At 62.7% G+C, this 26,040-nt stretch carries 22 protein-coding genes and 1 pseudogene; 2 read left to right on the forward strand and 21 right to left on the reverse strand.

Annotated features, from left to right (window positions below):
* Positions 1 to 429: 429 nt before the first annotated feature.
* From KLP42_RS08635 to KLP42_RS08650, 4 genes are read right to left on the reverse strand one after another with little or no spacing between them, the layout of a single operon-like run.
* Positions 430 to 1,560, reverse strand: a complete 1,131-nt coding sequence (locus KLP42_RS08635) for an NAD(P)/FAD-dependent oxidoreductase (RefSeq protein ID WP_215565798.1) — start codon at positions 1,558 to 1,560, stop codon at positions 430 to 432.
* Between the two features lie 57 nt (positions 1,561 to 1,617).
* Positions 1,618 to 2,625: a Gfo/Idh/MocA family protein gene (locus tag KLP42_RS08640; protein ID WP_215565799.1), complete on the reverse strand. Its 1,008-nt coding sequence runs from the start codon at positions 2,623 to 2,625 to the stop codon at positions 1,618 to 1,620.
* A 19-nt stretch (positions 2,626 to 2,644) separates the two neighbouring features.
* Positions 2,645 to 4,153 carry an amino acid ABC transporter permease/ATP-binding protein gene (locus tag KLP42_RS27115; protein ID WP_215565800.1) on the reverse strand — a complete coding sequence of 503 codons (1,509 nt, stop codon included), beginning with the start codon at positions 4,151 to 4,153 and terminating at the stop codon, positions 2,645 to 2,647.
* Between the two features lie 60 nt (positions 4,154 to 4,213).
* Positions 4,214 to 5,050: an ABC transporter substrate-binding protein gene (locus KLP42_RS08650; RefSeq protein ID WP_215565801.1), complete on the reverse strand. Its 837-nt coding sequence runs from the start codon at positions 5,048 to 5,050 to the stop codon at positions 4,214 to 4,216.
* A gap of 227 nt (positions 5,051 to 5,277) precedes the next feature.
* On the opposite strand from KLP42_RS08650, the gene KLP42_RS08655 reads away from it, so the two are divergent.
* On the forward strand, positions 5,278 to 6,372 hold the full coding sequence (locus KLP42_RS08655; protein ID WP_215565802.1) for a LacI family DNA-binding transcriptional regulator: 1,095 nt from the start codon (positions 5,278 to 5,280) through the stop codon (positions 6,370 to 6,372).
* Here the strand turns inward: KLP42_RS08655 and KLP42_RS08660 are convergent.
* The 12 genes and pseudogenes from KLP42_RS08660 to KLP42_RS08715 all read right to left on the reverse strand — a co-directional run bounded on the left by KLP42_RS08660 (position 6,356) and on the right by KLP42_RS08715 (position 20,393).
* Entirely contained in the window at positions 6,356 to 6,703 is a 348-nt protein-coding gene (locus KLP42_RS08660; protein WP_215565803.1) for a cupin domain-containing protein, read from the reverse strand. The two genes, KLP42_RS08655 and KLP42_RS08660, sit on opposite strands and share 17 nt — an antisense overlap.
* A 58-nt stretch (positions 6,704 to 6,761) precedes the next feature.
* Positions 6,762 to 8,088: pseudogene (locus KLP42_RS08665) on the reverse strand (NAD(P)/FAD-dependent oxidoreductase).
* A gap of 12 nt (positions 8,089 to 8,100) precedes the next feature.
* Complete coding sequence (locus KLP42_RS08670) at positions 8,101 to 8,991, reverse strand: ABC transporter permease (protein WP_215565804.1); 891 nt, start codon at positions 8,989 to 8,991, stop codon at positions 8,101 to 8,103.
* Between the two features lie 41 nt (positions 8,992 to 9,032).
* Positions 9,033 to 9,983, reverse strand: coding sequence for an ABC transporter permease (locus KLP42_RS08675; RefSeq protein ID WP_215565805.1), 951 nt, complete (start codon positions 9,981 to 9,983; stop codon positions 9,033 to 9,035).
* A gap of 187 nt (positions 9,984 to 10,170) precedes the next feature.
* Positions 10,171 to 11,835 carry a peptide ABC transporter substrate-binding protein gene (locus KLP42_RS08680; RefSeq protein ID WP_215565806.1) on the reverse strand — a complete coding sequence of 555 codons (1,665 nt, stop codon included), beginning with the start codon at positions 11,833 to 11,835 and terminating at the stop codon, positions 10,171 to 10,173.
* Between the two features lie 140 nt (positions 11,836 to 11,975).
* Positions 11,976 to 13,307, reverse strand: a complete 1,332-nt coding sequence (locus KLP42_RS08685) for an NAD(P)/FAD-dependent oxidoreductase (RefSeq protein WP_215565807.1) — start codon at positions 13,305 to 13,307, stop codon at positions 11,976 to 11,978.
* Between the two features lies 1 nt (position 13,308).
* A complete protein-coding gene (locus tag KLP42_RS08690) occupies positions 13,309 to 14,019 on the reverse strand; it encodes an SDR family NAD(P)-dependent oxidoreductase (protein WP_215565918.1) in 711 nt (236 codons plus the stop codon).
* Positions 14,019 to 14,504, reverse strand: a complete 486-nt coding sequence (locus KLP42_RS08695) for a MarR family winged helix-turn-helix transcriptional regulator (RefSeq protein WP_215565808.1) — start codon at positions 14,502 to 14,504, stop codon at positions 14,019 to 14,021. Before KLP42_RS08695 ends, KLP42_RS08690 begins: the two co-directional genes overlap by 1 nt.
* A 295-nt stretch (positions 14,505 to 14,799) precedes the next feature.
* Positions 14,800 to 16,440 (reverse strand): ABC transporter ATP-binding protein, encoded by a 1,641-nt coding sequence (locus KLP42_RS08700; protein WP_215565809.1) that lies wholly within the window; start codon positions 16,438 to 16,440, stop codon positions 14,800 to 14,802.
* Positions 16,441 to 16,805: 365 nt separating this feature from the next.
* Positions 16,806 to 18,026, reverse strand: a complete 1,221-nt coding sequence (locus KLP42_RS08705) for an aminomethyl transferase family protein (RefSeq protein ID WP_252192856.1) — start codon at positions 18,024 to 18,026, stop codon at positions 16,806 to 16,808.
* Between the two features lie 282 nt (positions 18,027 to 18,308).
* Positions 18,309 to 18,821 (reverse strand): flavin reductase, encoded by a 513-nt coding sequence (locus KLP42_RS08710; protein ID WP_215565810.1) that lies wholly within the window; start codon positions 18,819 to 18,821, stop codon positions 18,309 to 18,311.
* Positions 18,822 to 18,830: 9 nt separating this feature from the next.
* The gene (locus KLP42_RS08715) at positions 18,831 to 20,393 is read right to left on the reverse strand and encodes a 4-hydroxyphenylacetate 3-hydroxylase N-terminal domain-containing protein (RefSeq protein WP_215565811.1); all 1,563 of its coding nucleotides are present in this window, start codon (positions 20,391 to 20,393) and stop codon (positions 18,831 to 18,833) included.
* 93 nt (positions 20,394 to 20,486) lie between these two features.
* Between KLP42_RS08715 and KLP42_RS08720 the strand changes: the two genes are divergently transcribed.
* Entirely contained in the window at positions 20,487 to 21,407 is a 921-nt protein-coding gene (locus tag KLP42_RS08720) for a helix-turn-helix domain-containing protein (RefSeq protein ID WP_215565812.1), read from the forward strand.
* Here KLP42_RS08720 and KLP42_RS08725 read toward each other — a convergent pair.
* The 5 genes from KLP42_RS08725 to KLP42_RS08745 are packed head-to-tail and all read right to left on the reverse strand — an operon-like array spanning position 21,395 to position 25,984.
* Positions 21,395 to 22,102, reverse strand: coding sequence for an ABC transporter ATP-binding protein (locus KLP42_RS08725; protein ID WP_215565920.1), 708 nt, complete (start codon positions 22,100 to 22,102; stop codon positions 21,395 to 21,397). The genes KLP42_RS08720 and KLP42_RS08725 overlap by 13 nt on opposite strands.
* Positions 22,102 to 22,815 carry an ABC transporter ATP-binding protein gene (locus tag KLP42_RS08730; RefSeq protein WP_215565813.1) on the reverse strand — a complete coding sequence of 238 codons (714 nt, stop codon included), beginning with the start codon at positions 22,813 to 22,815 and terminating at the stop codon, positions 22,102 to 22,104. Before KLP42_RS08730 ends, KLP42_RS08725 begins: the two co-directional genes overlap by 1 nt.
* Positions 22,812 to 23,834, reverse strand: coding sequence for a branched-chain amino acid ABC transporter permease (locus KLP42_RS08735; RefSeq protein ID WP_215565814.1), 1,023 nt, complete (start codon positions 23,832 to 23,834; stop codon positions 22,812 to 22,814). The genes KLP42_RS08730 and KLP42_RS08735 overlap by 4 nt, the downstream gene beginning before the upstream one ends.
* A 4-nt stretch (positions 23,835 to 23,838) precedes the next feature.
* Positions 23,839 to 24,714 carry a branched-chain amino acid ABC transporter permease gene (locus tag KLP42_RS08740; RefSeq protein ID WP_215565815.1) on the reverse strand — a complete coding sequence of 292 codons (876 nt, stop codon included), beginning with the start codon at positions 24,712 to 24,714 and terminating at the stop codon, positions 23,839 to 23,841.
* A 13-nt stretch (positions 24,715 to 24,727) separates the two neighbouring features.
* The gene (locus tag KLP42_RS08745) at positions 24,728 to 25,984 is read right to left on the reverse strand and encodes an ABC transporter substrate-binding protein (protein WP_215565816.1); all 1,257 of its coding nucleotides are present in this window, start codon (positions 25,982 to 25,984) and stop codon (positions 24,728 to 24,730) included.
* Positions 25,985 to 26,040: the final 56 nt, after the last annotated feature.

The following is a 26,040-nucleotide window of genomic DNA, read 5'->3' on the forward strand; positions in this document are numbered from 1 at the left end:
AACCCATCAATGGTTTCGGAAGAAGGGCAATTGGCGCCGTTCCGATGATTGCAGTTCAGTCCCTTCGCTGCGAATGGACAGCAGATTTCATCGCGTGACGCCTACACACATCAATAGATGTATTTTTGGAAAAATGCCCCCCTTGGGTGCAGCGACAGATCCCGGGCAATAGACTACATTGCCGGTGAACCGCCGGACAAGCTGGCCTTCGGAGGGTGGCAGACGGCAGGCGATTTGAGGGGGAAAGGCGCCCTGCGATACGGCGAGCCGTCCGGCAGGGAGCCTCACGAGGGGAGGCAAGCCTCCCGTTCAAGTCCGCCCAGAAGCGCATCCCGAGCGCAAAGGAGACCTTGATGCCGTCGCATTTTTCGTTGCGCGGCATCGAAAGGGCTGGGTCGGACTGGCGATCCTCGCCAGTCATCGGTCCTTCTAGCGTTGGGCGAAGCGTTCCGGCCGGAAGGTTGCCAGCATGGGATGCTCGCTGCCCGTTGCGATTTCGTAGGCAAGCAACTCCCCGACGATCAGGCCAAGCGTGGCGCCGCTGTGGCTGAAGGCGACATAGTAGCCTGGGATGGCCTTGAGAGCGCCGATCACCGGTTCCCCATCGCCGGGGATCGGTTTGCCGCCAACGCCGATGGAGGCAATCTCGAGCTTCGGATTGCCGTCCATCACCCGGCTTGCCTCGGCCATCAGTGCCTCCACCACCGCATCGTTAACTGCATAGCTGCCATCGGGGCGCTGCGTCACGCCCTCGTCGGCGGCCCAGTCGGCATCCAGCGAGAAGGTTCCCCCCGGCGCCGGGCGAACCGCGACGCGCGGCGTGTTGAGAACCGCGCGCAGCGGATGATCGAGTGGCTTCGTCTGCACCAGAAGCGCAATCGGCGTTCCATCGCCAATGGTCTCGCCGCTCTCCGCCACCATCTTCGGCACCGCCGGCCCCGTGGCGACCACCACGGCTTCGGCCTCGAAACGATTGCCGCTTGCGGTCAGCGCACCGGTGGCCCGGCCATTCTCGAGGATGACCCGTGCCGCCCCCTGATCGGTCACCAGCACGCCACCCAGCGCGGAAAACTCCTGCAGAAGCAGACCGATCAGCACCGGCAGGTCAACCCAGCCCTCGCCGGGATTGAAGATTGCGCCCTGCGGGGTAATCGCGCGCGCGTCAACGCCTGGCGTGACGCCCACGACGGCCCCCGCGGCCAGATGTTGTGCATCATAAGCGAGCGAAACCTCGTGGCGATAGGCAGCGACGATCTCGTTGCCCGCATCATCCGCATCCCAGGTGAGGCCCCCGTCGAAGCGCAGCCAGTCGGTATCGGGATATTGCGCAAACAGCGTGCGGTAGCGGTCGATGCCGGCCATGCGCAGGCGGTGATAGGGCTCGGAACGCATGCGTGCCGAGTTCAGCCAGGAAAGCGAGCGGCCAGATGCGCCATTGGCCGGTGCGCCATCGTTGAGAATGGTCACCCGGATGCCGCGCCTGGCAAGCTGAACGCCGGTCGAAACGCCGAAGATGCCGGCGCCGATGATCACGGCCGAGGAGATGGTCTTGTCTGTCATGGTCTGTCTTTCAGTCGGTTTGTCATGTTTCATCAGGTGTGGCAGCTGTTGGGCGGGTCAGGGCTCTTCCCAGCGACCGCTAGCGGCAGAGCGGAAGAGCGCATCGATCACCTTCATGTTGGCGATCGCATCCTCCAGCCCCGTCGCAGGCGGCGTGCCGAAGAGCACGGCCTCGCAGAAGGCATCGGCCTGTTCGCGATACTGGTCGACCGCCTCCACGGCGATTTCGATGCGCCCGCCACCGTCGAGATCGCGACCGTCATCGACAACGAGCCGGGTCGGCAGATCGGCAGGCGCATTGAACGGAACGGGAATTTCGAGACGCCCGCGGGTGCCTAGCACCGTGATCTTCTGCGTCAGCGCCAGCTGTGTGGAACAGGTGAAGGCAAGCTGGCGGCCCTGCGGAAAGGCCAGCAGGCCGCTCGCCAGACGGTCCGTGCCGAAGACCGGATCCCGTTCGATCAGCGCAATCGCCCGCAGCGGTTCGGCCTCGAAAAGATAGCGGGCGGTGTTGATGGCATAGCAGCCGACATCGAACAGGCCGCCTCCGCCGATCTCCGCCTGATTGCGAACATTGCCGGGGTCGTCGAGATAGTAGGAAAAGATCGTCTGTATGGCGCCGACTTCCCCGAGCCGGCCTTCGGCAATCAGCGCTTTCGCCTGTTTCCACTGCGGGTGATGGCGCACCATGAAGGCTTCCGCCACCGGCAGGCCGGCAGCCTTCTGTGCCTCCAGAAGCCTCGTCGCCTCCTGCGCGTCGAGCGCGATCGGCTTCTCGCAGAGCACCGGCTTCCCCTGTTGCAACGCCCTGATCGTCAGGGGCACATGCAGATGGTTGGGCAGGGGATTGTAGATCGCATCGATCTCGGGATCGGCCAGCAGGTCGTCATAGGATCCATAGGCCCTGGCGATACCGAAACGGCCCGCCATGTCTTCAGCCTTGCCCAGGTCGCGCGAGGCGATGGCCGCAACCCGGCCGAGACGGCTGGACTGGATGGCGGGAATGACCGCCTTGGCGGCAATGCCGGCGCAGCCCAGCACGCCCCATCTGATCTTCGCTGTCATCGTCGTTCTCCTGTCTGCTTCAAAGCACTTCCGCGAGAAAGCGCTGAAGCCTCGGGCTCTGCGGGTTATCGAAGATTGCTTCGGGCGAACCGGCCTCCACCACGCGGCCCTCGTCCATGAACACCACCTGATCGGCGACACGGCGGGCAAAGCCCATCTCATGTGTGACGACGACCATGGTCATGCCGCGCCGGCCGAGATCGGCCATCAGGTTCAGCACGCCCTTGACCAGTTCCGGATCGAGCGCGCTGGTCACCTCGTCGAAGAGAATGACCTCCGGCTCCATGGCGAGCGCCCGGGCAATGGCCACGCGCTGCTGCTGGCCGCCCGAAAGCCCGCCCGGACGGTGATGTTGCCGGCTGGCCAGACCGACATCGGCGAGGCGTGCCCTGGCAATGCGCTCGGCTTCCGCCTTCGGCAGCCCCTTGATCTTCGTCAGCGACAGCATGACGTTTTCGAGTGCGGTATGGTCCGGGAAGAGATTGAAGTGCTGGAACACCATGCCGACCCGCCGGCGTAGCCTCTCCGGCTTCATGGCCAGAATGCTTTCGCCATCAATGAGGATCTCGCCGCTCTTCGGTTCCACGAGGCGGTTGAGCCCGCGCAGCAGCGTCGACTTGCCGGAGCCGGACGGACCGATGATACAGGTGACGCTGCCCGGCCTGACGGAAAGATCGACGCCCTTCAGCACCTCGAGATCGCCATAGGCCATGCCGAGATTGCGCACCTCCAGGCTGCCACCCTTGAAGTCGATGCCGGAAGCGTTCGCCGCACCCTCCAGTTCGCCGACCTCCTCCAGCCCGCTGGTCACCATCGCCGGACGTTGCTTGCCGAGCCGCAGGCGGGTGTCGATGGCATTGACCACATGGGTGAGCGGCACGGTGACGACGAGATAGAAGATGCCGGCCAGCAGCAGCGGCGAAAGATTGCCTGTTACCACCGCCTGATCCTGTCCGACGCGAAAGATCTCGCGCTCGGAGGCCAGCAGGCCGAGAAAGTAGACGAGACTCGAATCCTTCACATTGCCGATGAACTGGTTGACGAGGGCCGGCAGAACCCGACGCACGCCCTGCGGCACCACGATCAGCCGCATGCCCTGCCCATAGCTCATCGAGAGCGCCCGGCAGGCCTCCATCTGGCCGCGATCGACACTCTGGATGCCGGACCGGAAGATCTCGCCGATATAGGCGCCGGCAATCAGGCTGAGCGCGAGGATGCCCAGCGGATAGGGAGACGGCCCGAACAGTTCGCGCCCGATGCGCGCAAAACCCTGGCCGATCAGCAGGATGGTGACGATGGCCGGAAGGCCGCGAAAGATGTCGGTATAGAGCCGCGCCGGAATGCGCAGCCAGGGCGAGCGCGAAATACCCATGATCGCCAGCACCATGCCGATGATGACGCCCAGCACCGTGGAGGCCGATGCGAGGATCAGCGTGTTCTTCAGGCCGACCGTGATCATGGTCGGCAGCACTTCGGCCATCGCATTCCAGTCCAGGAAGCTGCGACGCAGATTTTCAAGCCAGTTCATCAGAAGGTCCCTTGAGAGAAGGACCGGCCCGACGGCAGGCGCCGGACCGGCAAGGCGGCATCACGGCTTGGGAAGATAGGCCGCCGGCATCGGCGTGCCGGGGAACCACTTTTCGTGCAGCTTCTTCCAGGTGCCGTCCTGCATGGCTTCGTGCAGACCCTTGTTCAGCGCCTCGCGCAGCGCATCATTGCCCTTGCGCACAACGAAGCCGGCCGGCGCATCGAAGCTCGGGATATTGATCGCCACCTTCAGGGCGGGATAGCGGCCGGCATAATCCTTGGCTGCCTCGTAATCGAGGAAGTGGGCATCCACCGTACCGTTATTGAGGGCGGAAATGGCGGAATTGTTGTCCGGGAACTTGACCAGATCGGCGCCGGTGAAATTCTTCTCCGCGTAGATTTCCTGCAGCGTGCCCTGCACGACCCCAAGACGCTTGCCCTTGAGGGCGGCTGCGTCACTGATGCCCGTCTCCGGCGTCAGAACGGTGAGGAAGCCAGCAAGGTAGCCGTCCGAGAAATCGACGGTCTGCTTGCGCTTGTCGGTCGTGCCGATTGCGGCGGCCGCCACGTCAAAGCGGCCATTGGCGACCGACGGCATGAGTGCGGAGAATTCCTGGCCGGTGAAGATCACCTGATCCTTCTTGAAGCCGAGACGCCCGGCGACATTCAGGAAAAGCTCGATGTCGAAGCCGGTGAAGGTGCCGTCGGCCGTGGTGAAGGCATAGGGCTTGGCATCCCCCATCGTGCCGACGCTGATGACGGCGGGATCGATGAGGCCGAGCGGGTTGTCCTTGGCATGGCTCGCCGGTGCGGTGCCTGCCAGCATGCCGAGCGCCAGCATGACTGCCGCGACCTGCAGGCGGGCGAAGAGGGCGGTAAAAGCTTTTTTCATGCGCATTGCGTTCGTCTCCTCTGGTGGTGTTCTTGAGCTGCATTCGAGGCACACCGGCACGAGTCCGACCGACGGCAGGAGCCGCAGATCGGGCCGAGGCAGTGAGCGTACCGGATCGTGTCTTTTATTATTGAGACCGGTCTCTTTACGCATTGAGACCGGTCTCTTTAACATTTGTCAAGAGACAACTTGGCATTTGCCAATCATTGGCATCTCTTGTAAGGCTACCGCTCATGGACCCGACCCCGCCCCGGAACAGCTCCGTCACAGTGGCCGATGTCGCACGCATGGCGGGCGTCTCGAAGGCAACGGCCGCACGCGTCCTGGGTGGCTACGGAACCGTCAGCGACCGGGTGCGCGACGCCGTGACCCTTGCCGCGCGCAACCTGAACTATCGGCCGAACGAGCTGGCCCGTTCGATGACGACCGGCCGCTCCGGCACGATCGGCGTGGTGGTCGGAGACATCGAGAACCCATTCTTCAGCCTGGCGGTCAGAGGCATCACCGACATTGCCCGGCAGGCGGGCTTCACCGTCATCCTCACCAATTCCGGTGAGAACACCGAGACGGAGAAAGCCGCGATCCGCACCCTGCTTGCCAAGCGCGTGGACGGACTGATCGTTTCGCCGGCGAAGGAAAGCGATGTCGATCATCTAAAGGACGCGATCCGCTCCGGTTGCCCGATGGTGCTGCTCGACCGCGGCAGCAGGGCGCTGGGCGTCGACACGGTCGTGGCCGATGACGGCCAGGCGGCCGAGGGCATCACGCGCCGGCTGATTGCCGGCGGCCATCGGCGCATTGCCTATCTCACCGCCTGCGATACGCCGGACCATTGCTTCCGCACCTCCTCCGACATCAGCACCGGTTCGGTGCGCAGGCGCATCGAAGGCTTTCTGCGCGCCTGTCGCGAAGCGGGTCTCGCGGGAATGGAGGCGTGGGTACGGCTCGGCGCGCTGGCGCCGGAGGAGACACAGCGGATCGCCACCGCCATGCTGACTGCCAAACACGCTCCGACGGCCATCATCGCCTCTGACAGCGTGATCGGACTCGATGTCTTCAAGGTCTGCCGCACGCTTGGCCTCGACATTCCTCGGGACCTGTCGCTTGTCTCGTTTCATGATGCGGACTGGACAGCGGTGACGACCCCGCCCGTCACCGTCGTGCGCCAGCCGGTCTATCAGCTCGGCGAAACGGCAGCCAGGCTGCTGGTCGAGCGGCTGAACGGCGACGGCGGCCCGGCAAGCCGCGTCGTGTTGCAGACCGAACTCGTCGAACGCGCCTCCGTCGCCGATCTCTCCACGGAAGAGATGCCTAGGGCTTCGGAATGACGGTGGCCAGCTTGCGGAACGGCGAGAGGATTTCGAGGCGGCTGGGCACGCCTCGACCGATGCTGACGATTGCACCGGGACCGATCGTCACGGGTGCTGCATCCGCCTGCGAATAGATCGCCTCGCCTTCAACGACGACGAAGGTTTCCTCAAGATCGCGGCCTGGATAGGTGTAGATGCCGGGCTCCGCCTTCCATACGGCGACGATCGTGCCGTTGTCCACCGGATCCTGCCAGATCAGGCGGCGGTAGGACCCGCTGTCACGACCCTCTGCAGGCATGGCGGGCGTCAGGTCGATGTCATCGGCGATGTTGTAGATCGGCATGGTCATGGCAGTCTCCTTGGGGTTCATGAAGGCGCGCATCGGTCGCACGTCTGGACGCATGAGGTCAGGCATGTGGCGGCAGGGGCGCGCCGGAAAGGCGGGTGACGAAATTGTCGCGCAGACGGTGGTAGCGCAGCGTCAGCGCCGGGCCGAAGGTCATGTAGAAGGGCGCTGCCTTCAGGGGCTCCAGCTTCAGCGCCAGTTCGCATTCCGGTCTGCCCAGCGCCCATTCCGACAGGATGGAGCCCAGCATGGAACCGGTCGGCACGCCGCGTCCGGAAAGTCCGGTCAGCGCCACCACGCCGGGTGCAAGATCATAGAAGCGCGGCACGGTGCGATACTGCATGTCGAGTTCGCCGAACCAGACATAGTCCCAGCGGATCTCCTCGCGGATATCAGGATGCAGCCATTTTCAGCCGCTCGCTCATCACTTGCCGCGTATAGGCCATGTCGCGTCCACGCCGTCCCATGGGGAACATCGAGGCGACGATGCGGCCCTCGGCGTTGTATTTGTAGACATAGATATCGCCGCGACCATCGTGGATCGTGGTGTTGTTCGGCAGCACGCGGGCGCGCGTCTCCGGCGACAGCACCTGGGTGGCAGCCACGAAGACGCGCTGGATCTTGAAGGTGCGGTCGAGTTTCGGCCAGCCGCCGACGGTATAGGCGCCGGTCGTGAAGATCACCTTGTCGGCGATCACATGGCCCGCGGCGGCTGCAACCCTCCAGCCGCCACCCGCATCACGCTCGCAGGAGGTCGCGGCCGAGCCCGTGAACAACTTTGCGCCTTCCTGAAGAACGGCACGCGCCAGCCCCCGCGCATAGCCGAGCGGATTGAGATGCCCCGCCTCCTCATGAAACCAGCCGCCGTGAAAGCGGGGGCTGCCGGTGAGATCGGCCACTTCGTCGCGATCGATGAAGCGGGTGCGCGCACCGACGGCATTATAGGTTTCGACCTTCTGACGGATCGTGTCGAGGGCGCGTCGGTGCGGAGCGCCCATCACATAGCCGTTCTGAACCCATTCGCAGTCGATCTGGTAGTCGCGGATCATGGTCGCGACGCGATCATTGGCGCGCGTCTGCCGCTCGATCAGCCGTTCCGCCCAGGGCTCGCCCAGCATCCGCCTGAGCTCCGGCAGGCTGTAATGGGTGAAGGTGGGCGTGCAATGGCCGGCATTACGGCCCGAACCGCCGAAGCCCGCCTCCTCGCGTTCCAGGACAACGACATTGACACCGGCCCTTGCCAGCTCCAGTGCCGTCGTGAGCCCCGTATAGCCGGCACCGACGATGCAGACATCGGCCCGAACGCTGCCTTGAAGCCGTTCGGTGTTCGGGGCCGGCGCGGCGGTCGCATACCAGAGGGTGATATCGAAGGGGGAAAAGACGGTCATGGCACCCTCCCCTCAGTTCAGGTCGCTGCGGGCGTCGAGCGCATCGCGCAGGCCATCGCCGATGAAGTTGAAGCTGGTGACCGCAAGAGTGATTGCCACCCCCGGCACGATGGCGAGCCAGGGTGCCTTGTCGAGATATTGCTGGGCGCCGTTCAGCATGTTGCCCCAGCTCGGCAGCGGCGGCTGAATGCCATAGCCGAGAAAGCTGATATAGGCTTCCAGCAGGATGGCGCGCGCCACCGTCAGCGTGGCCGCCACGATGATCGGGCCAACCGCATTGGGCAGGATCTCCCGGAACATGATCCAGGCGTTCGGAAGCCCCAGCATGCGCGCGGCCAGAACGAAATCGCGCTCACGCAGCGAGCGCACCTCCGCCTCCACCAGCCGGGCAATTTCCATCCAGCTGGTAACCGCGATGATCACCGTGATCATGAAGGGGCTCGGCTTGATGAAAGCGGCGAGCGCCAGAAGCAGAAAGATGCTCGGGAAGGACAGAAACGCATCGACGAAGCGCATCAGCACCGCACCGAGGCGCCCGCCGTAATAGCCGGCCACCACGCCGATCACCGTGCCGATCAGCGTCGAGAGCACCATGGCGAAAAAGCCGACCAGCAGCGAAATGCGACCGGCGTTGAACAGACGCGCCGCGATATCCCTGCCCAGCGGATCGGTGCCGAAGATATGCGCACCGGTGAGCGGCGGCGCAAAGCGGGCGCGAAGATCGATGAAGAGCTCGTCATAGGGCAGAAGATGCGGACCGACGACGCAGGCGAAGATCATGATCGAGATCATCACGAGGCCGAGGACGGCGAGCCGGTGGCGCATGAAGCGCCGGATCGTGCGGCTGCGCCACCAGTGGGTGCCGGCGACGGCGGCGGAAGGGGAGAGCATTGCGGCAGACATGGTCTATCCTTTCGGGAACGACGGCTGTTGCGGGCACGGCATCATCCGAGCCGGATGCGGGGATCAACGAGAGCGACCAGAAGGTCGGCAATCAGGCTGCCGAGCAGCACAAGGATGGCGGAAAACATCAAAAGCCCCATCACGACCGGGTAATCGTGATAGCCGAGACTATCGAGGAAGAGCCGCCCCATGCCGGGCCAGGTAAAGACCGTCTCGGTCACCAGTGCACCGCCGAGAATGGTCGGCAGCTGCAGGCCGGCAAGCGTTATCATCGGCAAGAGCGCATTGCCCACCACATGCTTCATCAGAACCCGGCGTGGCGTTAGCCCCTTGGCGCGGGCGGTGCGCACGAAATCCTGGTTGATCACATCAAGCGTCGCGGTGCGCATGTATCGGCTCCACACGGCAATATTGACGAGCGCCAGAACGAGGCTCGGCATGACCAGGTGGATGGCATAGTCGTAAAGGGACTGATCGCCGATCGTGTACATATTGCCGGCCGGCAGCCATTTTAGCTTCAGCGCAAAGACATAGATGGCGACGAGACCGAACCAGAAGGTCGGGATCGACAGTGCCACCATGGCGCCCACCGTCGCGGTGTAGTCGAACAGCGAGTAGCGCTTCGTCGCGCCCTTGATGCCGATCCAGGTGCCGATCAGGATCGAGACCAGTGTCGAGGAGACCATCAGCAGCAGCGTTGCGAACAGATGCCCGGAAATGATGTCGAGCACGGGTCGCTGGTCGCGGTAGGATTTGCCCCAGTCTCCCTGCAGCAGGCGCCAGACCCAGTCGAGATACTGGATGGGCAAGGGCCGATCGAGTCCCATCTGATGGGCGATGCGATCGAGCGCCTCGCGCGTCATGCCGGGGGTCAGGGCGAACTGCGACAACGGCCCGCCGGGCGCAAGATTGAGGATCGCAAAGCCGATAATCGACACCAGCACCAGCAGGATGAGGCTCTGCCAGAGGCGATTGAGAAGATAGGCGAACATACAGGGTCAGCTCCGGTTCGACCCGAGGCGCGTTCCAGAAGAAACGGGTCTCGGGCAGGCCTTCGGGATCGTCGGCGACGGCCGGCGTCAGACACGCCCCCTGCGGAGCCCGCCTTCCTATCCGGTCGTCGCGACGCGACGGGCCGGGCCTGGATGCGCGTTTGCCTTGGCCCGGCCTTTGCTGCGATCAGCTGAGGCTCCAGCTTCCGACGTTCCAGGTGTCGATGCGAGTGTTGATGTTGAACACGACGTTCTCAACGCCCTGCTTGTGGCCGCGCACCGTGGCATACTGGAACAGCGGCAGGAACGGCAGTTCCTTGCGCATGATCTCCTGGATCTTCAGATAGGCGGCCTTGCGTTCCTCCGGCACGAACAGGCTGCCGCCCTTGGCCAGCAATTCGTCCACCTCCTTATTGGCGAATTGCCAGGTGTTCTGGCCGGAACCGCCCTTGGCCGGGCTGGAGGTCGAGCGGAAGAAATCCGACGTATCGGGATCGGGGCCGGTCAGGAAGTCGAGGCCGACGATCACGGTATCGAACTGCGACAGCATCCAGTAATCGCCCCACATGACGGCCGGCGGAAGGTTGGAAATGGTCATCTCCACGCCCAGTTCCTTGAAGGACTGCTGCATGTACTGCTGCACCTGCTCACGAATGTGGTTGCCCGCCGTGGTCGAGCAGGTGAAGGAGAGCTTCACGCCATCCTTGGCGCGAATGCCGTCCGCTCCCGGCTTCCAGCCGGCCTCATCAAGCAGTTTCTTGGCCTTCTCCATCGAGTATTCGTGCTTCGGCAGATCGGGATTATAGTAGAAGGACTGCTGCGGCACATAGCTTTCGGTCGGCGTCGGCAGACCATAATACAGCGCCTCGATGATCGATTGCTTGTCGATGGCGTGGTAGAGCGCCTCGCGCACCTTCGGGTCCTTGAACTGCGGGCGCTCCATGTTGAAGGTAAAGGATTCGACCGTAGAGCCCGGCACGACCGTCACCACCTTGCCCGGCAGCGCCTTTGCTTCGTCATAGTGATCGGGCGTGATCCACTGCAGGCCGACGACATCGATGTCACCGGTCTTGAACTGCGTGTACATGACATTGAGATCCGGCACGTATTTGTAGATCAGCCGCTGCAGGTGCGGGCCATCGGCAAAATAGTCGGCATTGGCCTCGAGCAGGATGTAATCGCCAGCCACGCGCTCCTTCCACTTGAACGGACCGGTGCCGACCGGCGCATTGTTGTAGGGCGCGGTATTCTTGTCGGCGGCAGCACCCAGGATATGCTTCGGCGTGATGAAGGTGGAGGCGAGGATGGATGGGTAGGGCGCGAAGGGTTTCTCCATCTTCCAGGTGATCTCGGTGGGCGATACCACGGTCAGATCGCGGACATATTCGTGGCCGGTCTTGCGCCAGGACCGGAAGTTCGGATCGACCAGCAGTTCGAGCGTGAACTTGACGTCTTCCGCCGTGAAAGGCTTTCCATCATGCCACGTTACGTCATCGCGCAGCTTGATCTTCCAGGTGAGACCATCGGCGGAAATGCCGCCATTCTCGACCGTCGGCACCTCGGCAGCGAGCGCTGCGACGAAGGCACCCTTCTCGTCCACATAGAACAGCGGATCGAAGATGCTGAAGTGGATGCCTTCATCCACCTCGATATGCGGCATGTGCGGGTTGAAGACGGTCGGTTCCTGCGAAAAGCCGACGGTCAGTTGGCCCTTGGGCGTCTTGGCCTCCTTGGCGAACGCGGCAGAGAGACCGGGAAGGCCACTCAGCACGGCGCCGGATGCGCCGAGCGCGAGAAGGCCGAGCGCCTGGCGGCGCGTGGTGGCAGTGAACGGCCTGGATTGATCGGACATGGTCAGTTCCCCTTTTGTCGATGGATGGTCTTTGATGTCACGTCGTTGCATCCGCCTCTGCGGGCGGTAAGCCTCCCGCCGGCAGTCACCTGCCGGTCTGCAAGGGCGACAGGCGGCAGAGCCGCCGGCCACAGGGCGCGTCAGAAGCCGCTGATCAGCTCGATCTTCGAGCCATCGGAAAAGCGGCTGAAACGGAAATCGCGGCGCTCAACGATCGGGCTGCGACCGGTGACGATGTCGGCCATAAGGCGACCGGCACCGGGGCCGATACCGAAGCCATGGCCGGAAAAGCCGGTGGCGACATGGAAGCCGGGGATCGCGTCGATGGCATCGATGACCGGCACCGCATCCGGCGTCACGTCGATCATGCCGCCCCAGCGCTGGGCGATCTCGGCATTCCTGAAGACCGGAAAAGCCTCCGACAGGCGCTTCAACGCCGCATCCGACATGGCCTTGGACGGGATGGGATCGAGCACGCGGTTGTATTCGAAGGGCGAGGCTTCATCCAGCGCCCAGCGCCTCGGAATGCGCGCTTCATCGATGAAGCGGCCCGCAAGTCGGAACCGGAGCGAGCGCCATTCATGGGCAAAGGCCGGCATGAACTTCATCGCGTAACGGAAGGAGGCCGGCACGAGATCGACGATGTTCTGCGTGCCGTCGGCGATCGTATAGCCGCCATCCTGACGCTTGCGCAGCGCAAAGCCGCTGGCCCATATCGCCTCTTCCGGCCCGCCTTCCAGCGGCTTGGTGCGCAGCACGGAATTCAGCACCTTCAACTGCGGCAGGTCGAGGCCATTATTGCCCATGAACAGGCTGGACCAGGCGCCGCCGGCCAGCACCACAGCCTGACAGGCGATCTCGCCACGCTCGGTAACGACACCGGACACACGACCGCCGGACAATTGCAGGCCGCGCACCGCGCATTCGGTGAGGATATGCGCGCCCCGATCACGCGCGGCTTCCGCAATCGCAGGAGCGGCCCTCTGCGGTTCGGCGCGGCAATCGCCGGCGGTATAAAGCGCACCGGCAATCTTCATGCGGTTGCCGGGATACTTCTCGTTGAATTCAGCAGCACTCAGCATGCGGCTTTCGATCTGGTATCCTTCGAGATTGCGGTTCCAGCGTTCGTGCTCGTCGAACTGTTTCTCGTCGGCGCAGGTGAAGACGATGCCGGAGCGCTTGAAGCCGGTCTCGCGGCCGGTCCGGCGGTTGAGATCGGCCCAGATGCGCAGTGATTCCGCCATCAGCGGCACTTCGCGCGGATCGCGGCGCGAGATGCGCACCCAGCCCCAGTTTCGGCTGGACTGCTCGTGACCGATGCCGCCCTTTTCGCACAGCGCGACACGCAGGCCACCATCGGCAAGTTCCAGCGCCGTCGAGGTTCCTATGATCCCACCGCCGATGACGACGACGTCCACCTGTTGCGGCAGTTCGGCATCGCCATGGACGGGAACGACAAATGGACCGGGCATATCAGAAGAACTCCTCGAGTTGGCAATTCACGGCGAATTCGGCGACGGAGGCCTCGTTCGGCAGGGCAAGCAGCATGGCGACGACACGGGCAAGATCCTCCGGCTGCGTCAGACGGTCGGCGGGCCGATCGGTCAGAGTCGCGGCCATGTCGGTGGCGACAAAGCCGGGGCAGACGGCGGTGGCGCGCACGCCCTGTTCGAAGCCTGTCTGGCGGATGGCATGGGCAAGGGCCACGGCGGCGAACTTCGACAGTGAATAGCTGCCGGCGCCAGCCGATTTGACCCTCTTGCCGGAGAGCGAGGCGAGGATGATGACCCTGCCGCGCCCCGTGGCGCAGAGCGCCGCCCAGGCCGCCTTCGCCAGCCGGCGCGGCGCCTTGACGTTGACCGCCATCATGGCCTCGATATCGTCGTCATCGGCCTCGATCACCGTCTTCGGGATCATGATGCCGGCATTGGCAACCAATGCGTCGATGCGGCCGAAGCGGGAAAGCGCTGCCTTCACCCATCGCTGCTCCCCGCCGGCATCCTCGGCATCATAGGCCATCAGATGCACGCGCTCCTCGCGACCTGCCGCCCAATCGGGCAGAACCGGCTGGCGCATGCCGAGCGACACGGACCATCCCTGCTCCAGAAGTTCCAGCGCCACATGCTGGCCGATGCCGCGGCTTGCCCCGGAAATCAGCGCGACGGATCCTTGGGGAGACCTCATCATGGCAGCCCCACAATCCGCCGATAGGCGCGTCTGAGAATGTCCATCACCAGCCTCTGTTCGTCTTCGGGAATGAAGGAGAAGAAATCGCGCGACTGTTTCGGCACGATCTCGCGGATCTTCACCGCAAGTGCCGCTCCCGCCTCGGTTATGTAGAGTTCCTGTGCACGGCTGTCGTCGGGCGAGATTTCGCGCCGGAGAAGCCCGTGCCCCTCCATCTGATCGATCAGCCGCCCCATTGCCGATCGATCCTTCAGGATCAGATGGGCAATGACGGAGGGCCGGATGCCAGGATAATCATCGACCAGAAGCAGGGTGGTGATCTTCCCAGTTCCCTTGGCCACATCCAGCCCCTCCAGCCGCTCGTCCAGATCGCGAGAGACGGCAAGGTTGATACTGCGGATGTAAAAGCTCAGCGTATCCTCGAGGACATCGATGTTGATGTCCTCAGGGATGATGGGCGGTTTTGCAGGCGGTTTGCGCATGAAGGTTCCGTTCGCATGGACAAAAGGGGATCGGTTCGCCGACGCCGTGTGCGTGCGTCACCGTTTCGATCTTCCATCCATGCCGTAATGCAATTTCGTGCCTCCATGAAAGGGCAATTGGTGGATAATAGCAACTAATTTTTCGAGCCTGAATCGTATATTTTTCAGTTATTTCAATAACTTGTTTCACAAAACGGAGAAAGCGCCGGCATCACGGGATGCCAGCGAAACAGGCAGGATATCCAGACGAACACCGTCTTAAAGGGCATGGCCCCTGGGCGGCCCGTTTTCCTGATCAGACGGCGGCTGCCACCGGCTCCCAGTCCGCACCGGGAATTGCGGCAACGAGTTTGCGGGTGTAATCATGCTGCGGATGCCGGAAGATCCGTGTCGGCGGTCCCTCTTCCACCACGACGCCCTTGTGCATGACCAGCACCTCGTCGCAGATCTGGCTCGCGACCCTGAGATCATGCGTGATGAAGATCATCGCGATCTTCATCTCCTTCTGCACCCGGGCCAGAAGCTCGAGGATCTGCGCCTGGATCGAAACGTCGAGGGCCGAGACCGCCTCATCCGCCACCAGCACCACCGGATCGAACATCAGCGCCCTGGCAATGCCGATACGCTGACGCTGGCCGCCGGAAAACTCGTGCGGAAAGCGGTCATAAGCCTGCTCGTCGAGACCGACCAGTGCGAGAAGCCGGAGCGCCTTTGCCCGCGCCTCCTGCGCAGAAAGGCCATGCGCGACCGGCCCGACCGTCAGGATCCGGCCGATCGTATGACGGGGATTGAGGGAGGCGAAGGGATCCTGAAAGATCATCTGGATATAGGGTCGGATCGAGCGGAAGCTTTCCTCCGCCATGCCGGCGATGTCGCGACCGTCGAAGCGGATCTGACCGCCATCCGGCTCCAGAAGCTTGAGAAGCACCTTCCCCAGCGAGGATTTGCCGGAACCGCTTTCGCCGACGACTCCGAGCGTCCGGCCCTTGCGCAGCCGGAAACTTACCCCGTTGACCGCCTTGACCGTCCGCGCCCTCGCAAACAGGGAGCCGGTGCCGCGATATTCCTTCTCCAGGTTTTCCACCTCCAGCACCACCGGAGGCTCATCGCTGACGGCGTCCGCGCTGGCGCGCATGCGCGGCACGGCCGCCACCAACCGCTGCGTATAGGGATGGGAGGGATGGACCAGAACCTGATCGGCCCTGCCCTGCTCCACCAGATGCCCCTTTTCCATCACCACGACACGGTCGGCGATCTCGGCAACCACACCGAAATCATGGGTGATGAACATCACGCTCATCCCCTTGCGCTTCTGGATGCGACGGATGAGATCGAGGATCTGCGCCTGGGTGGTGACATCAAGCGCCGTCGTCGGCTCGTCGGCGATCAGCACCTCGGGATCGAGCGCCAGCGCCATGGCGATCATCACGCGCTGGCGCTGACCGCCGGAGAGGCGGAAAGGATATTGCAGCCGCATCAGCGAAGGATCCGGCAGCCCCACCTCTTCCAGCAGGTCCAGAACCTTCGCCTTTCGCATCTCCGCGGTTCCCACCCCGTGCGCCGCGAGAACCTCGGCGATCTGGTCGCCAACCGTCATCAGCGGATTGAGGGCCGAGAGGGGATCCTGAAAGATGATCGAGACGGCCCGGCCGCGCAGCGGCCGGATTTCCTCATCCCGGACCGCAAGAATGTTGATGCCCTTGAAATGGATCTCGCCGGCGCTGACTTTGATCGCCGGCGACAGGAGGCCCATGATGGTGTTGGCGGTGACGGATTTTCCTGACCCGGATTCACCGATGATGCAGAGGATTTCTCCGGCATGGAGATCGAAGGATATGTCCTTGACCGCGTGGGTCCGTTCCATCCCTGGCGGCAGATCCACCGTGAGATTGCGAACGGACAACACCACGTCGGCCGACGTGGAGATTTGCGACATAAGTTCCCCTTGTTTGTTGTTAACTATGTTCGCCTGGGTCCGCACGTATCGTGCAGGAGGATATAGTGGATTGTGTCCACTAATTTGTCCAGCGGTCGAAACCGCAAACGTGCCCCGACTTGATTGTGACGGAGAACTTACCGGGCATGAAATTGCCCCAGGAAGGTGTTGCGGGTGCAGCACGCCGCCCTGTCACCGGGACGGTTCGGCATGAGGAGTGGATCGGCCCTGTCGGCGATCGAAAGCTCCAGTCGGGTACAAAAAAGAGCCGCGTGAAAACGCCGGCCCTTTTCCATTCCAGAATTTTGCCGCGTCCCATCCATCGCGGCATGTCCCGGCCTTTAGGCCGGGACCATCTTCGGAGATCAGCTGCGAACGCGCTCGTTCTTCGGATCATACCAGGCGCCCAGCTGGACGGCGACCGGATAGCGCTTCAGCGCGACCTCGACTTCCCAGGTCCCGGTCGACAGCCAATCCTTGGTGACGCCGCCATCGCACTCGACATAACCGAGGCCAAGCGAGGCCTTGATGCGGTGACCGTAGGCGCCGGACATGATGGAGCCGACGATCACGCCGTCGCGCAGCAGGGGCTCATAGTGATAGAGCATCGGCACATCGCCCTCGACTTCGACCTTCGCCTGCACCAGGCGCTTTTTCAGTGTGCCTTCCGCCTTCTGACGGACCAACACGTCGCGGCCAATGAAGCCGCCGGGCTTGTCCAGTGCGACGGTGAAGCCGACGCCGCCTTCCAGCGGCGTATCCTCCTCGCCAATATCGTGGCCCCAGTGGCGGTAACCCTTTTCCATGCGCATCGAGTTAAGCGCGAAGAAGCCGGCATTCTTCAGGCCGAGATCCCGGCCCGCCTCCATCAGCACGTCATAGACATGGGCGGCCATTTCCGTGGCAATGTAGAGCTCGAAGCCGAGTTCGCCGACAAAGGTCAGGCGGCTTGCCCGCACCCGCGCATAACCGAGATCGATCTCGCGGCTGGTGCCGAAGGGAAAAGCCTCATTCGAGAGGTCATCCGGCGACACACGCGCCATCAGTTGGCGCGATTTCGGTCCCCAGAGAGCAAGCATCGCAAGGCCCGAGGTGATGTCGGTGATATAGACCTGTGCACCTTCGGGAGCGCGACGCTTGAACCATGCCAGGTCGCGTCGCTGCGACACGGCCACGGTCACCACCATGTAGGATTGCTCTGCCAGGCGCGTGATGGTGACATCCGCCTCAATGCCACCGTTTTCGTTCAGCCACTGGGTATAGACCACCTTGCCGACGGGCACGTCGCATTCGGCGGCGCTGATCCAGTTGAGGGTCTTCAGTGCATCCGGCCCCTCCACGAGATATTTGACGAAGCAGCTGTGATCGAAGAGCGAGACATTTTCGGCCGTGTTGGCACATTCTGCCGCGACATTGGCGAACCAGCTCGGCTTCCCATAGGAATATTCGATATTGGCAACCTCGTCCGCCGTGCCGTAGAAGCCAGGCCGCTCCCAACCAACCAGTTCGGTCATGAAGGCGCCGGCGGCAACGAGGCGGTCGTGGAATGGCGAGCGACGAACGCCGCGCGCGGTCTCGAACCGCAATTGATGTGCGAGTAGGTTCACCCTGCGATATGGCATCAACAATCCGCTGGTGAAGGTCCAAAGAATAGGCGCGAGCCATGCAAGACCTCCTGCCATGTTGGATTATGAAATCCCAGACAAGGGGATCACCGGATTCACAGAAAGTGCCCGACGCTCCCAGCGACTGCGGGACGCCTCATTTACACAGAGATCTTCTGTCACAACGCGATGGACAAATGGTGCGGTGACCGTCGATCCCGATCGCTCGGGATCCACTGAATGTGTTTTGTGGAAGCGGTTGAATTAACCGCCATAGCTCCCGGTTTGCGTCGGAACATGGACATAGTTCCGATCGAAATAGAGAAGCGCGTGCCCATCACGCCGGCACCGTATGTCGATGACTTCGCCGATGAAGATGTTGTGTGTTCCGACCAGACGCGCCTCGATCAGGCGGCAGTCGAACGAGACGATGGCGTCTGCCAATGCCTGGTTGCCGGAGGGAAGGTTGGTCCAGTCGGCGGCGGCATAACGAGCCTCCATGTCGCTCTGTTGGCCGGCGAAGAGACCGGCGAGGTCGCGGTGTTCCTGGGTCAGCACGTTGACGCAGAACTGGCGGTTCTCGACAAACAGACCGGTCTGCGAAGACCGTGAATTCATGCAGACGAGAAGCGTTGGCGGCTCGTCTGTAACCGAGCACATCGCAGTGGCGGTGAACCCGCCGCGCCCGGCGGGTCCATTGGTGGTGATCACGTTGACCGGGGCACAGACCCTGGCCATGGCGTTGCGAAACTCGGTCTTCGAAACGGAAGCTGTCATGGTCGCCCCCTATTCGGCCGCGTCGCGCAGGGCGCGCAGGTCGTCCTGCGGCGGCATCCAGGTGTCACCGGTCCAGCCGTTCTCGTCATAGTCGGCCATGCACTGGTCGACGAGAGCCTCCATTTCCTTGAGACGCCCGCCGCGTTCGGCACCTTTGAGCACCTGCAGGCGAACTTCTTCAGGAGCGCCGGCATAATTCAGCTCGTAGAGCGCATGGCGCCCCCCAAATTCGGTTCCCGTCGCATCCCACAGAAGTTTCATGATCTTGATGCGCTCGATATGGCCCATGTCGTTCGAGCCGCGGACATATTGTGCGAGATAACGGTCAATATCGGGGTTCTGGAAGTCCTTGGCCGACGACGGCAGGTAGATCAGGCCGGAAGCGACGGTCCGGCGCACGATGTCGATGACCTTCGGATAGGCCTCCGACATGAAGGTACGATAGCAGAGTGCCGCCTCAAGGTTCGGCAGGACCGCACCATTCGCCCACGGGATCGGGTTGTGCGCCATGGCATTGGAGAAGGTCCAGAACTGGTGGCGGATCGCGATGACCTCGCCCAGCATTGCCTGATTGCCCCGGAAGGCATCGCCGCCTGTGGCGCGCAGCGCCTTGGCGAGAAGCCCGGCCAGGAAATCCAGCTTGACCGCCAGTCGGGTGCAGCCCTGGAAGCAATAACCGTGCATGAAGCCGGAGGCCGGGTGGAAGGACAGGATCTTCGCCGCATCGCGCAGCACGAGTACATCTTCCCAGGGCACAAACACATTATCGAGCACAAGGATGGCGTCGTTTTCGTCGAAACGTGATGACAGCGGATAATCGAAGGGCTGCGCGGACGCGCTTGCGGTCTGCTCATAGGAGACGCGGCAGAACATCTTTATGCCGGGCGCATTCATCGGAACGATGAACATGACGGAAAGCGACGGATCTTCCGTCACGGTCGCCGAACTTTGGGCGAGGAAGTTGTAATGGGTCAGGGCCGAGGATGTGGCGACGACCTTGGCACCCGAGACATAGATGCCAGCATCCGTCTCCTTGGTGATGTGGACGAAGACGTCCTTCACCGCATCCGCCGGCTTGTGGCGGTCAATCGGTGGATTGACGATCGCGTGGTTCATGAATAGCACGGATTCCTGGGCGCGTTTGTGCCACGAAAGCGCATTGTCCTTGAACGGACCGTACCAGTCGGCATTGGCGCCGAGCGTGTTCATCAATGCAGCCTTATAATCGGCGGTGCGCCCCATCCAGCCATAGGACATGCGCGCCCAGTCGGCGATTGCACCCTGCTGCGCGACCAGCTCTTCCGAAGACCTGGCGACGCGGAAATATTTGTGTGTATAGCCACCCGAACCGGTGTCGGTCGGAGAGGTCAGACGCGCCTTGGTCTTTTCCTCATGCAAGGCGTCATACATACGCGCAATGGAGCGCGCCGAATTGCGCATGGAGGGATGTGACGTGACGTCGGCGACACGCTCGCCGTTGATATAGACCTCACGACCATCCCTCAGGCTCTCCAGGTATTCGGCGCCAGTGAACGGGCGCCTTTTGTCTTTCCGATAGTCCTCTGCACGCATCTGCGATCCTCCCTTTAGTTCTAACAAAAGTTAAATCCGCCACCGGTTCCGGACCATGGACAAAGGGCACAATTCGCTGGTACTTTTTCCGGCATGACAGACAGACAAGACGTGCCGACCTACTTCGTCTATGGCGAACCGACCCGCGCGCTGGATGTCGGATTTTTCCACGTGGAAACGGTTATGGAGCGCAGAAGCGTGCATTTCGGCCATGTTTCGCCGCACAAGCATCCACAAATGGGACAAATCACCTACTGGTTCAAAGGTGGAGGGACCTATAGGATCGAAGATCGGACTTGGAATTTTTCGGCTCCGACCGTCAGCTTCGTGCCATCGAGCGTCGTCCATGGCTTCGATGTCGAAGAGCATTCGGATGCGGTGGTCATTTCCATTTCCGACGACCAGCTTCGTTCACTGGCATCGAGCGTCGATCTGCCGCTTGATACCCCCTGCCTCCTCGAAGGCAGCCCGGGAGATCCGGCCTGGATCCGGCTTGACCATCTTTCAGACATGGTCGTCGACGAGTATCTCGGCACGACCACGACCAGTCCCCGGCTGCTTGCGGGCCTGATCGGCGTCATGCTGTCCCAGATCGCCCGACTTGGCGGTGGCGGCGACGTCACCGAAGCCTCGCCTTCGAAACGGCTGGCGAACAACCTGCGCCGTGCGATCGATCAGCATTACCGCGAGGACTGGACCGTCGCCCGCTACGTGACCCTGCTCTCCACGACGCCGCACTTGCTCGACAAGGCAGCAAAAGAGACTTTCGGGCAATCCATCAAGGAGATGCTGATGGAGCGACGCCTTCTCGAAGCCAAGCGACTGCTGATGTTCACCATCCGCTCGGTGGAAGATATCGCCCGTGAAATCGGCTTCGACGACCCCGCCTATTTTTCCCGCTTTTTCCGCAAGCGAACGGGCATCTCCCCGGCCGCGTGGCGACAGAACCGTATCAAGTCTTCTCGACCAGACGGAGATGCCGACCCCACGGATGTTCGCATTCAGGCCAGATAGGCCTTATGCAGGATGTCGGGCTCCGAGATCAGGCGCTGGGGTTCGCCGGAATAGGCGAACCGCCCGCGCGACATGACGATGGCGTGATCGGCGAGCGACAGGGCCACGGCGGTGAACTGCTCGATCAGCAGTATGCCGGTGCCTTCGCGAGCAAGCCGTTCCACCACGCCCATCAGCCGCTTGACGATCAGCGGCGCCAGCCCGAGGGACATTTCGTCCGCGAGCACGAATTTCGGCCGGCAGATCAGCGCCTGCCCGAGTGCCAGCATCTGCTGCTGTCCACCAGACATGGAGCCGGCACGCTGGCTCTTCCTCTCCGCCAATTCCCCGAAAATCGAATAGATCTCATCAAGCGCACGCTCCAGCTCGGCGCGAGAGTGGGCATGCCCGGCGGTGCGCAGATTGTCGTCGACGGAAAGCCCCGCCAATACCCGGTGCCCCTCGGGAACGGCCGCCACACCAGCAGCCCGAACCGCCTCAGTCCCCAGGCCGGAGAGGCGCCGCCCCCCCATCAGGATGGATCCGGCTTCAAGCGGGAGGACGCCGGCCAAGGCCAGCACCAGCGAACTCTTGCCCGCACCATTCGGCCCCAGAAGTGCCGTGACCGTACCCGGGTTGAGGCTCATCGACACGCCGTCCACCACGCACTTGACGCCCCGCCGGACGGTCAGCCCCTCGATCTCAAGAGCCTGCATCACGTTTCCTCCATGCCAAGATAGACCGCCCGCACCTTCGGATCGGCCAACACCGAGGCTGTCTCGCCATAGGTGACGAGCGAACCGAAATCGAGAACTATGGTGCGCTGACAGGTGGCCTGGATCAGATCGACATCGTGATCAATCAGGAAAGTCCGCGCGCCGATCGTTTCGGCAATCCCGTTGATTACAGACCGCAGCGTCGCGACCTCGCTCTGCGAGAAACCGGCTCCCGGCTCGTCCAGCAGAATGAGTTTGGGTGAACCCGCGACGCAGCGCGCCAGTTCCGTCATGCGCCGTTCAAAGGCATTGAGGCCGGCTACAGAGCGGCGGCGGATGGCGCTGATCCCCGTGAATTCCAGGGCTCCGGTCAACGCATCCTCCACCACGTCGCGCGACAGAGGCAGTGAATCGAGCACCACCCGGACATTGTCTTCCACCGTCAATTCGTCGACCGCCTGTTCCTTCTGAAAGGATCGGCGCAGCCCCCATTGCGCCCTCTGATGGGGCTGCATTCCCGTGAGTTCCCGGCCAAAGGCATGGATTCGCCCTGAATTCGGCCTGACGAAACCGGACAACACGTTGAGAAACGTCGTCTTACCCGCGCCGTTCGGCCCGATGATGCCGACGACCGGCGCATCGAGCTGCACGGTGAGCGTGTTCAGCGCCGTCACGCCGCCGAAGGAAACGGTCACTGCGTCGATCTCGATCATCTGGTGTTCCCTCCGTTCGATCTGCCGAACAGTCGGGACGCGAGATCCTCGAGCTGGCCGGCAATGCCTCTGGGAGCAGTGGCAAGTGCGTGGATCAGGGCTGCACCGAAAATGATGTAGGCGGCATCGCCGTTGACGCCGAAGTCGTTCAGCAACGCGGGAACGAGGCGGTAGAGCGCGGCAGCGATCAACGCTCCGACCGGGTTCCAGGCGCCACCGACGATGGTCAGGGCAAAGATCATCACGGATTCGGCCGCGGGAAAACTGCGCGCATCAAGCATCTGCAGATTGCCGGCAAGCAACACGCCGGCAATTCCGGCGAGGAAGCCCGACAAGGCAAAGGCCCAGACCTTGTAGAAAGGCACATCGACCCCGCTGGACATCGCAGCCGCCTCGGAGCGGCGGATCAGTGCCCAGGCCCGACCAGCTTTCCCGATCTCATGCCAGTGAATGAGAGCCATGCCGAGTGCCGTCACGACGACACAATAGGCGTAATAGCCTACGTCACTGGTGGCGATGGCCGGGCGCGGCATGTATCCCGCAGACTTCACGGCAAAACCGGACCATCCACCGCCGCCATTGGGAAACTGCAGAACATTCACGATGATGGCAAAGGCGCCGGCGATCATCAATGTGACCAGGGCCAGATAGAGCCCGCGCATGCGCAGTGCCGGGTAGGCGAAGACCATGCCGAGCCCGGCAGCGGCAATCCCGCCGGCCAGCATGTTGACCTCGAACGGCGTGCCGAGACCATAGGCGAGCCTCAACCCGACCCAACCGCCGGCCCCCATCAGCGCGACATGGGCAAGCGACACCAGGCCGAGACGTCGATAGAGCAGCGCGATGGCCGCAGCCGTCAGCGTGTAAATCGCCACCCCCGTCAGGACCTTCAGCCAGAGCGATGCTAAAAGCAGCGGCGGCAGGAACGCGAGAGCTGCAACGAGCAACAGGAGGCCGATCGAACGCGATCGCCAGACGGCCAGCGCAGGCGTGGAAACCACCGGAGGATCCGATGCCATCATCTCAATCCTCTCCCGCGAATGTCAGTCGTCGGCCGCGCTGCAGCCACATCAGAGCCAGCGTTGCGATGACGAAGGGAGCGGCCACGCGGAATGGAGCGAGCGGCTTTACCAGGGTCAGCATGCTTTCGGTCACTCCGATCAGAAGCCCGGCCACGAAAGTGACGGGAATGGATTTCAGTCGTCCGATGATGGTCGTGGCGATCACCGGGATGACGAGAAAGGTAAGAACTGCCGGATCGAGCCGTACCAGCCCTCCGAACAGGAGGCCCGTGAAGCCGGCCAGCACGCCCGAGATGCCCCAGGCGATGGCCTCGACGCGGCGAACAGGGACACCGAGAATGGCCGCCACCTCACGGTTGTCGGCGAGCGCCCGCATCAGCAGACCCGTGCGGGTTCTCGACAGATAGATCCCCATCGCGATCGTGGCGGTCACCCCGCCGGCCAGCGCGATCAACCGGGTGCCATTGATGCGGACCCCGATGATGGAAAAACCGAGACTGTCTGAGAACAAGCCGAGCTTTCGCGACGTCACCATCCAGATGAGGTTCATCAGGCCGAGCAGACACAGCGCAAAGCCGAGTGTGGCCACCGCCTTGATGACCGGCTCCCGGTGGGCGAGTTGCGGAGCGACCAGCAGGCCGAAGCCAAGCGAAAGAGCGAGGCTCACCCCCATGGCGGCCGCCCAGGCAAGAGGCTCCGGCAGGTGCCATTCCAGCACCTGCCAGGCGGTCATGGCGCCCACGGCACCAATGGCACCATAAGCAAAGTTGAGTACACCGGTGGCGCGGTTGAGGATCACAAGCCCCACCCCACCCAGCGCATAGAGGGCGCCGACGGCGAGCCCCGAAACGAGGAACATTCCATAGGTGCCCAGCATGACCGCGACCGCCTCAGTTCACGATGCCGAGCGCTTTTTCATTGGCGCGGTAGGGATCGAGATAGGCACTGTCCACGTCCATGCACTCACCGACGACCTTGTAGCCACCCTCGACCATCTCGACCATCATGTTGGCGTGGTTGGGCATGTGGCGATCGCCTGGGCCGACGTAATACGGGCCGCACAGCAGGTCGGAGGTGTAGTTCTTGATGTTGCGGATCGCCTCGGTCACCGTGGCACGGTCGAGCTTTGCCGGGTCCTGTTGCAGGATGGCAGCGACGAAGAAGCGGGCAGAGAGGTATCCGGCCTGGCTGAACGTGTCACGCGGATCATCGGCAGTGCCAAACGCGTCGAGAACCGCGCGCCAGTTGCTCGCATCCGGACCTTTCCCGTCGATTGGTGTCAGCTCGATGTTGACATACATGACGCCGGACCAGTCGGTGCCGAGCATGGCTGGAACATCACGATCATAAAGCGGCGTGGAGGAGATCCATTTGTAGCTGTCACGCTGGCCGGACTCGAGAGCCGCCTTGAGGAACGCTGCAGCCATGCCTGCGGGCAGATTAACGAGCACCGTATCTGCACCAGAGGCCACGGCTTCGAGAAAGGCCGAGTTCATATCCGCCGCCGAGGGATCGAGCAGTACGCTTGTGCCTGCCAGATTCTTCGACTGCATGTATTTCTCGACCCAGCCGCAGGAATACGGGCCGACGCTCGGAATGGTCAGACCGATGCACACGACATTGGTCGAGCCGAGATTGGCGACTGCCCATTGTGCCGCGCCGACGGAAGAGGGCAGCGGACCCTCGTTGGTGGAAACGATGTTCTTCGATTCGAAGCATTCGGCCACGGCACAACCCGAGGCCATGGCCATCACGCCCTCTTCCTCGTAGAGCTTGGCATTGACGCCCATCTCGACGAAGGAGGCGTTGCCGACGAGCGCAACCACATCTTCGTCCTTGACCAGCTTGGTCGCGACCTGCGCGGCAACTTCCGGGTTCCATTGGTCATCCTCGACGAGATATTCGATCGGGCGGCCATGGATCCCGCCATTGGCGTTCACGCAGTCGAAATAGGCCTTCGCCGCACGCGAGGCCGATGAGAAATCGTCGGGGCCCGTCCGACCGACGATGGCCCCGACCTTGATCGGTTCACCGGTCGCCGCCTGACCGTTGTTCAAGCCGCAGCTTGGCGCGGCGGCGGCGGAGCCCGCCGAGAGCAGGAGCAGGACGGCAATGGCGGCAGATCCGCCCCAAAGATGCGATTTCATAATTTCCTCCCAATCTGCCGGAACCCGGCCTCGTGGCCCAAAGGCCGGTTTTGATC

It is taken from the genome of Rhizobium sp. CSW-27 (assembly GCF_018760785.1).
Lineage (GTDB): Bacteria > Pseudomonadota > Alphaproteobacteria > Rhizobiales > Rhizobiaceae > Neorhizobium.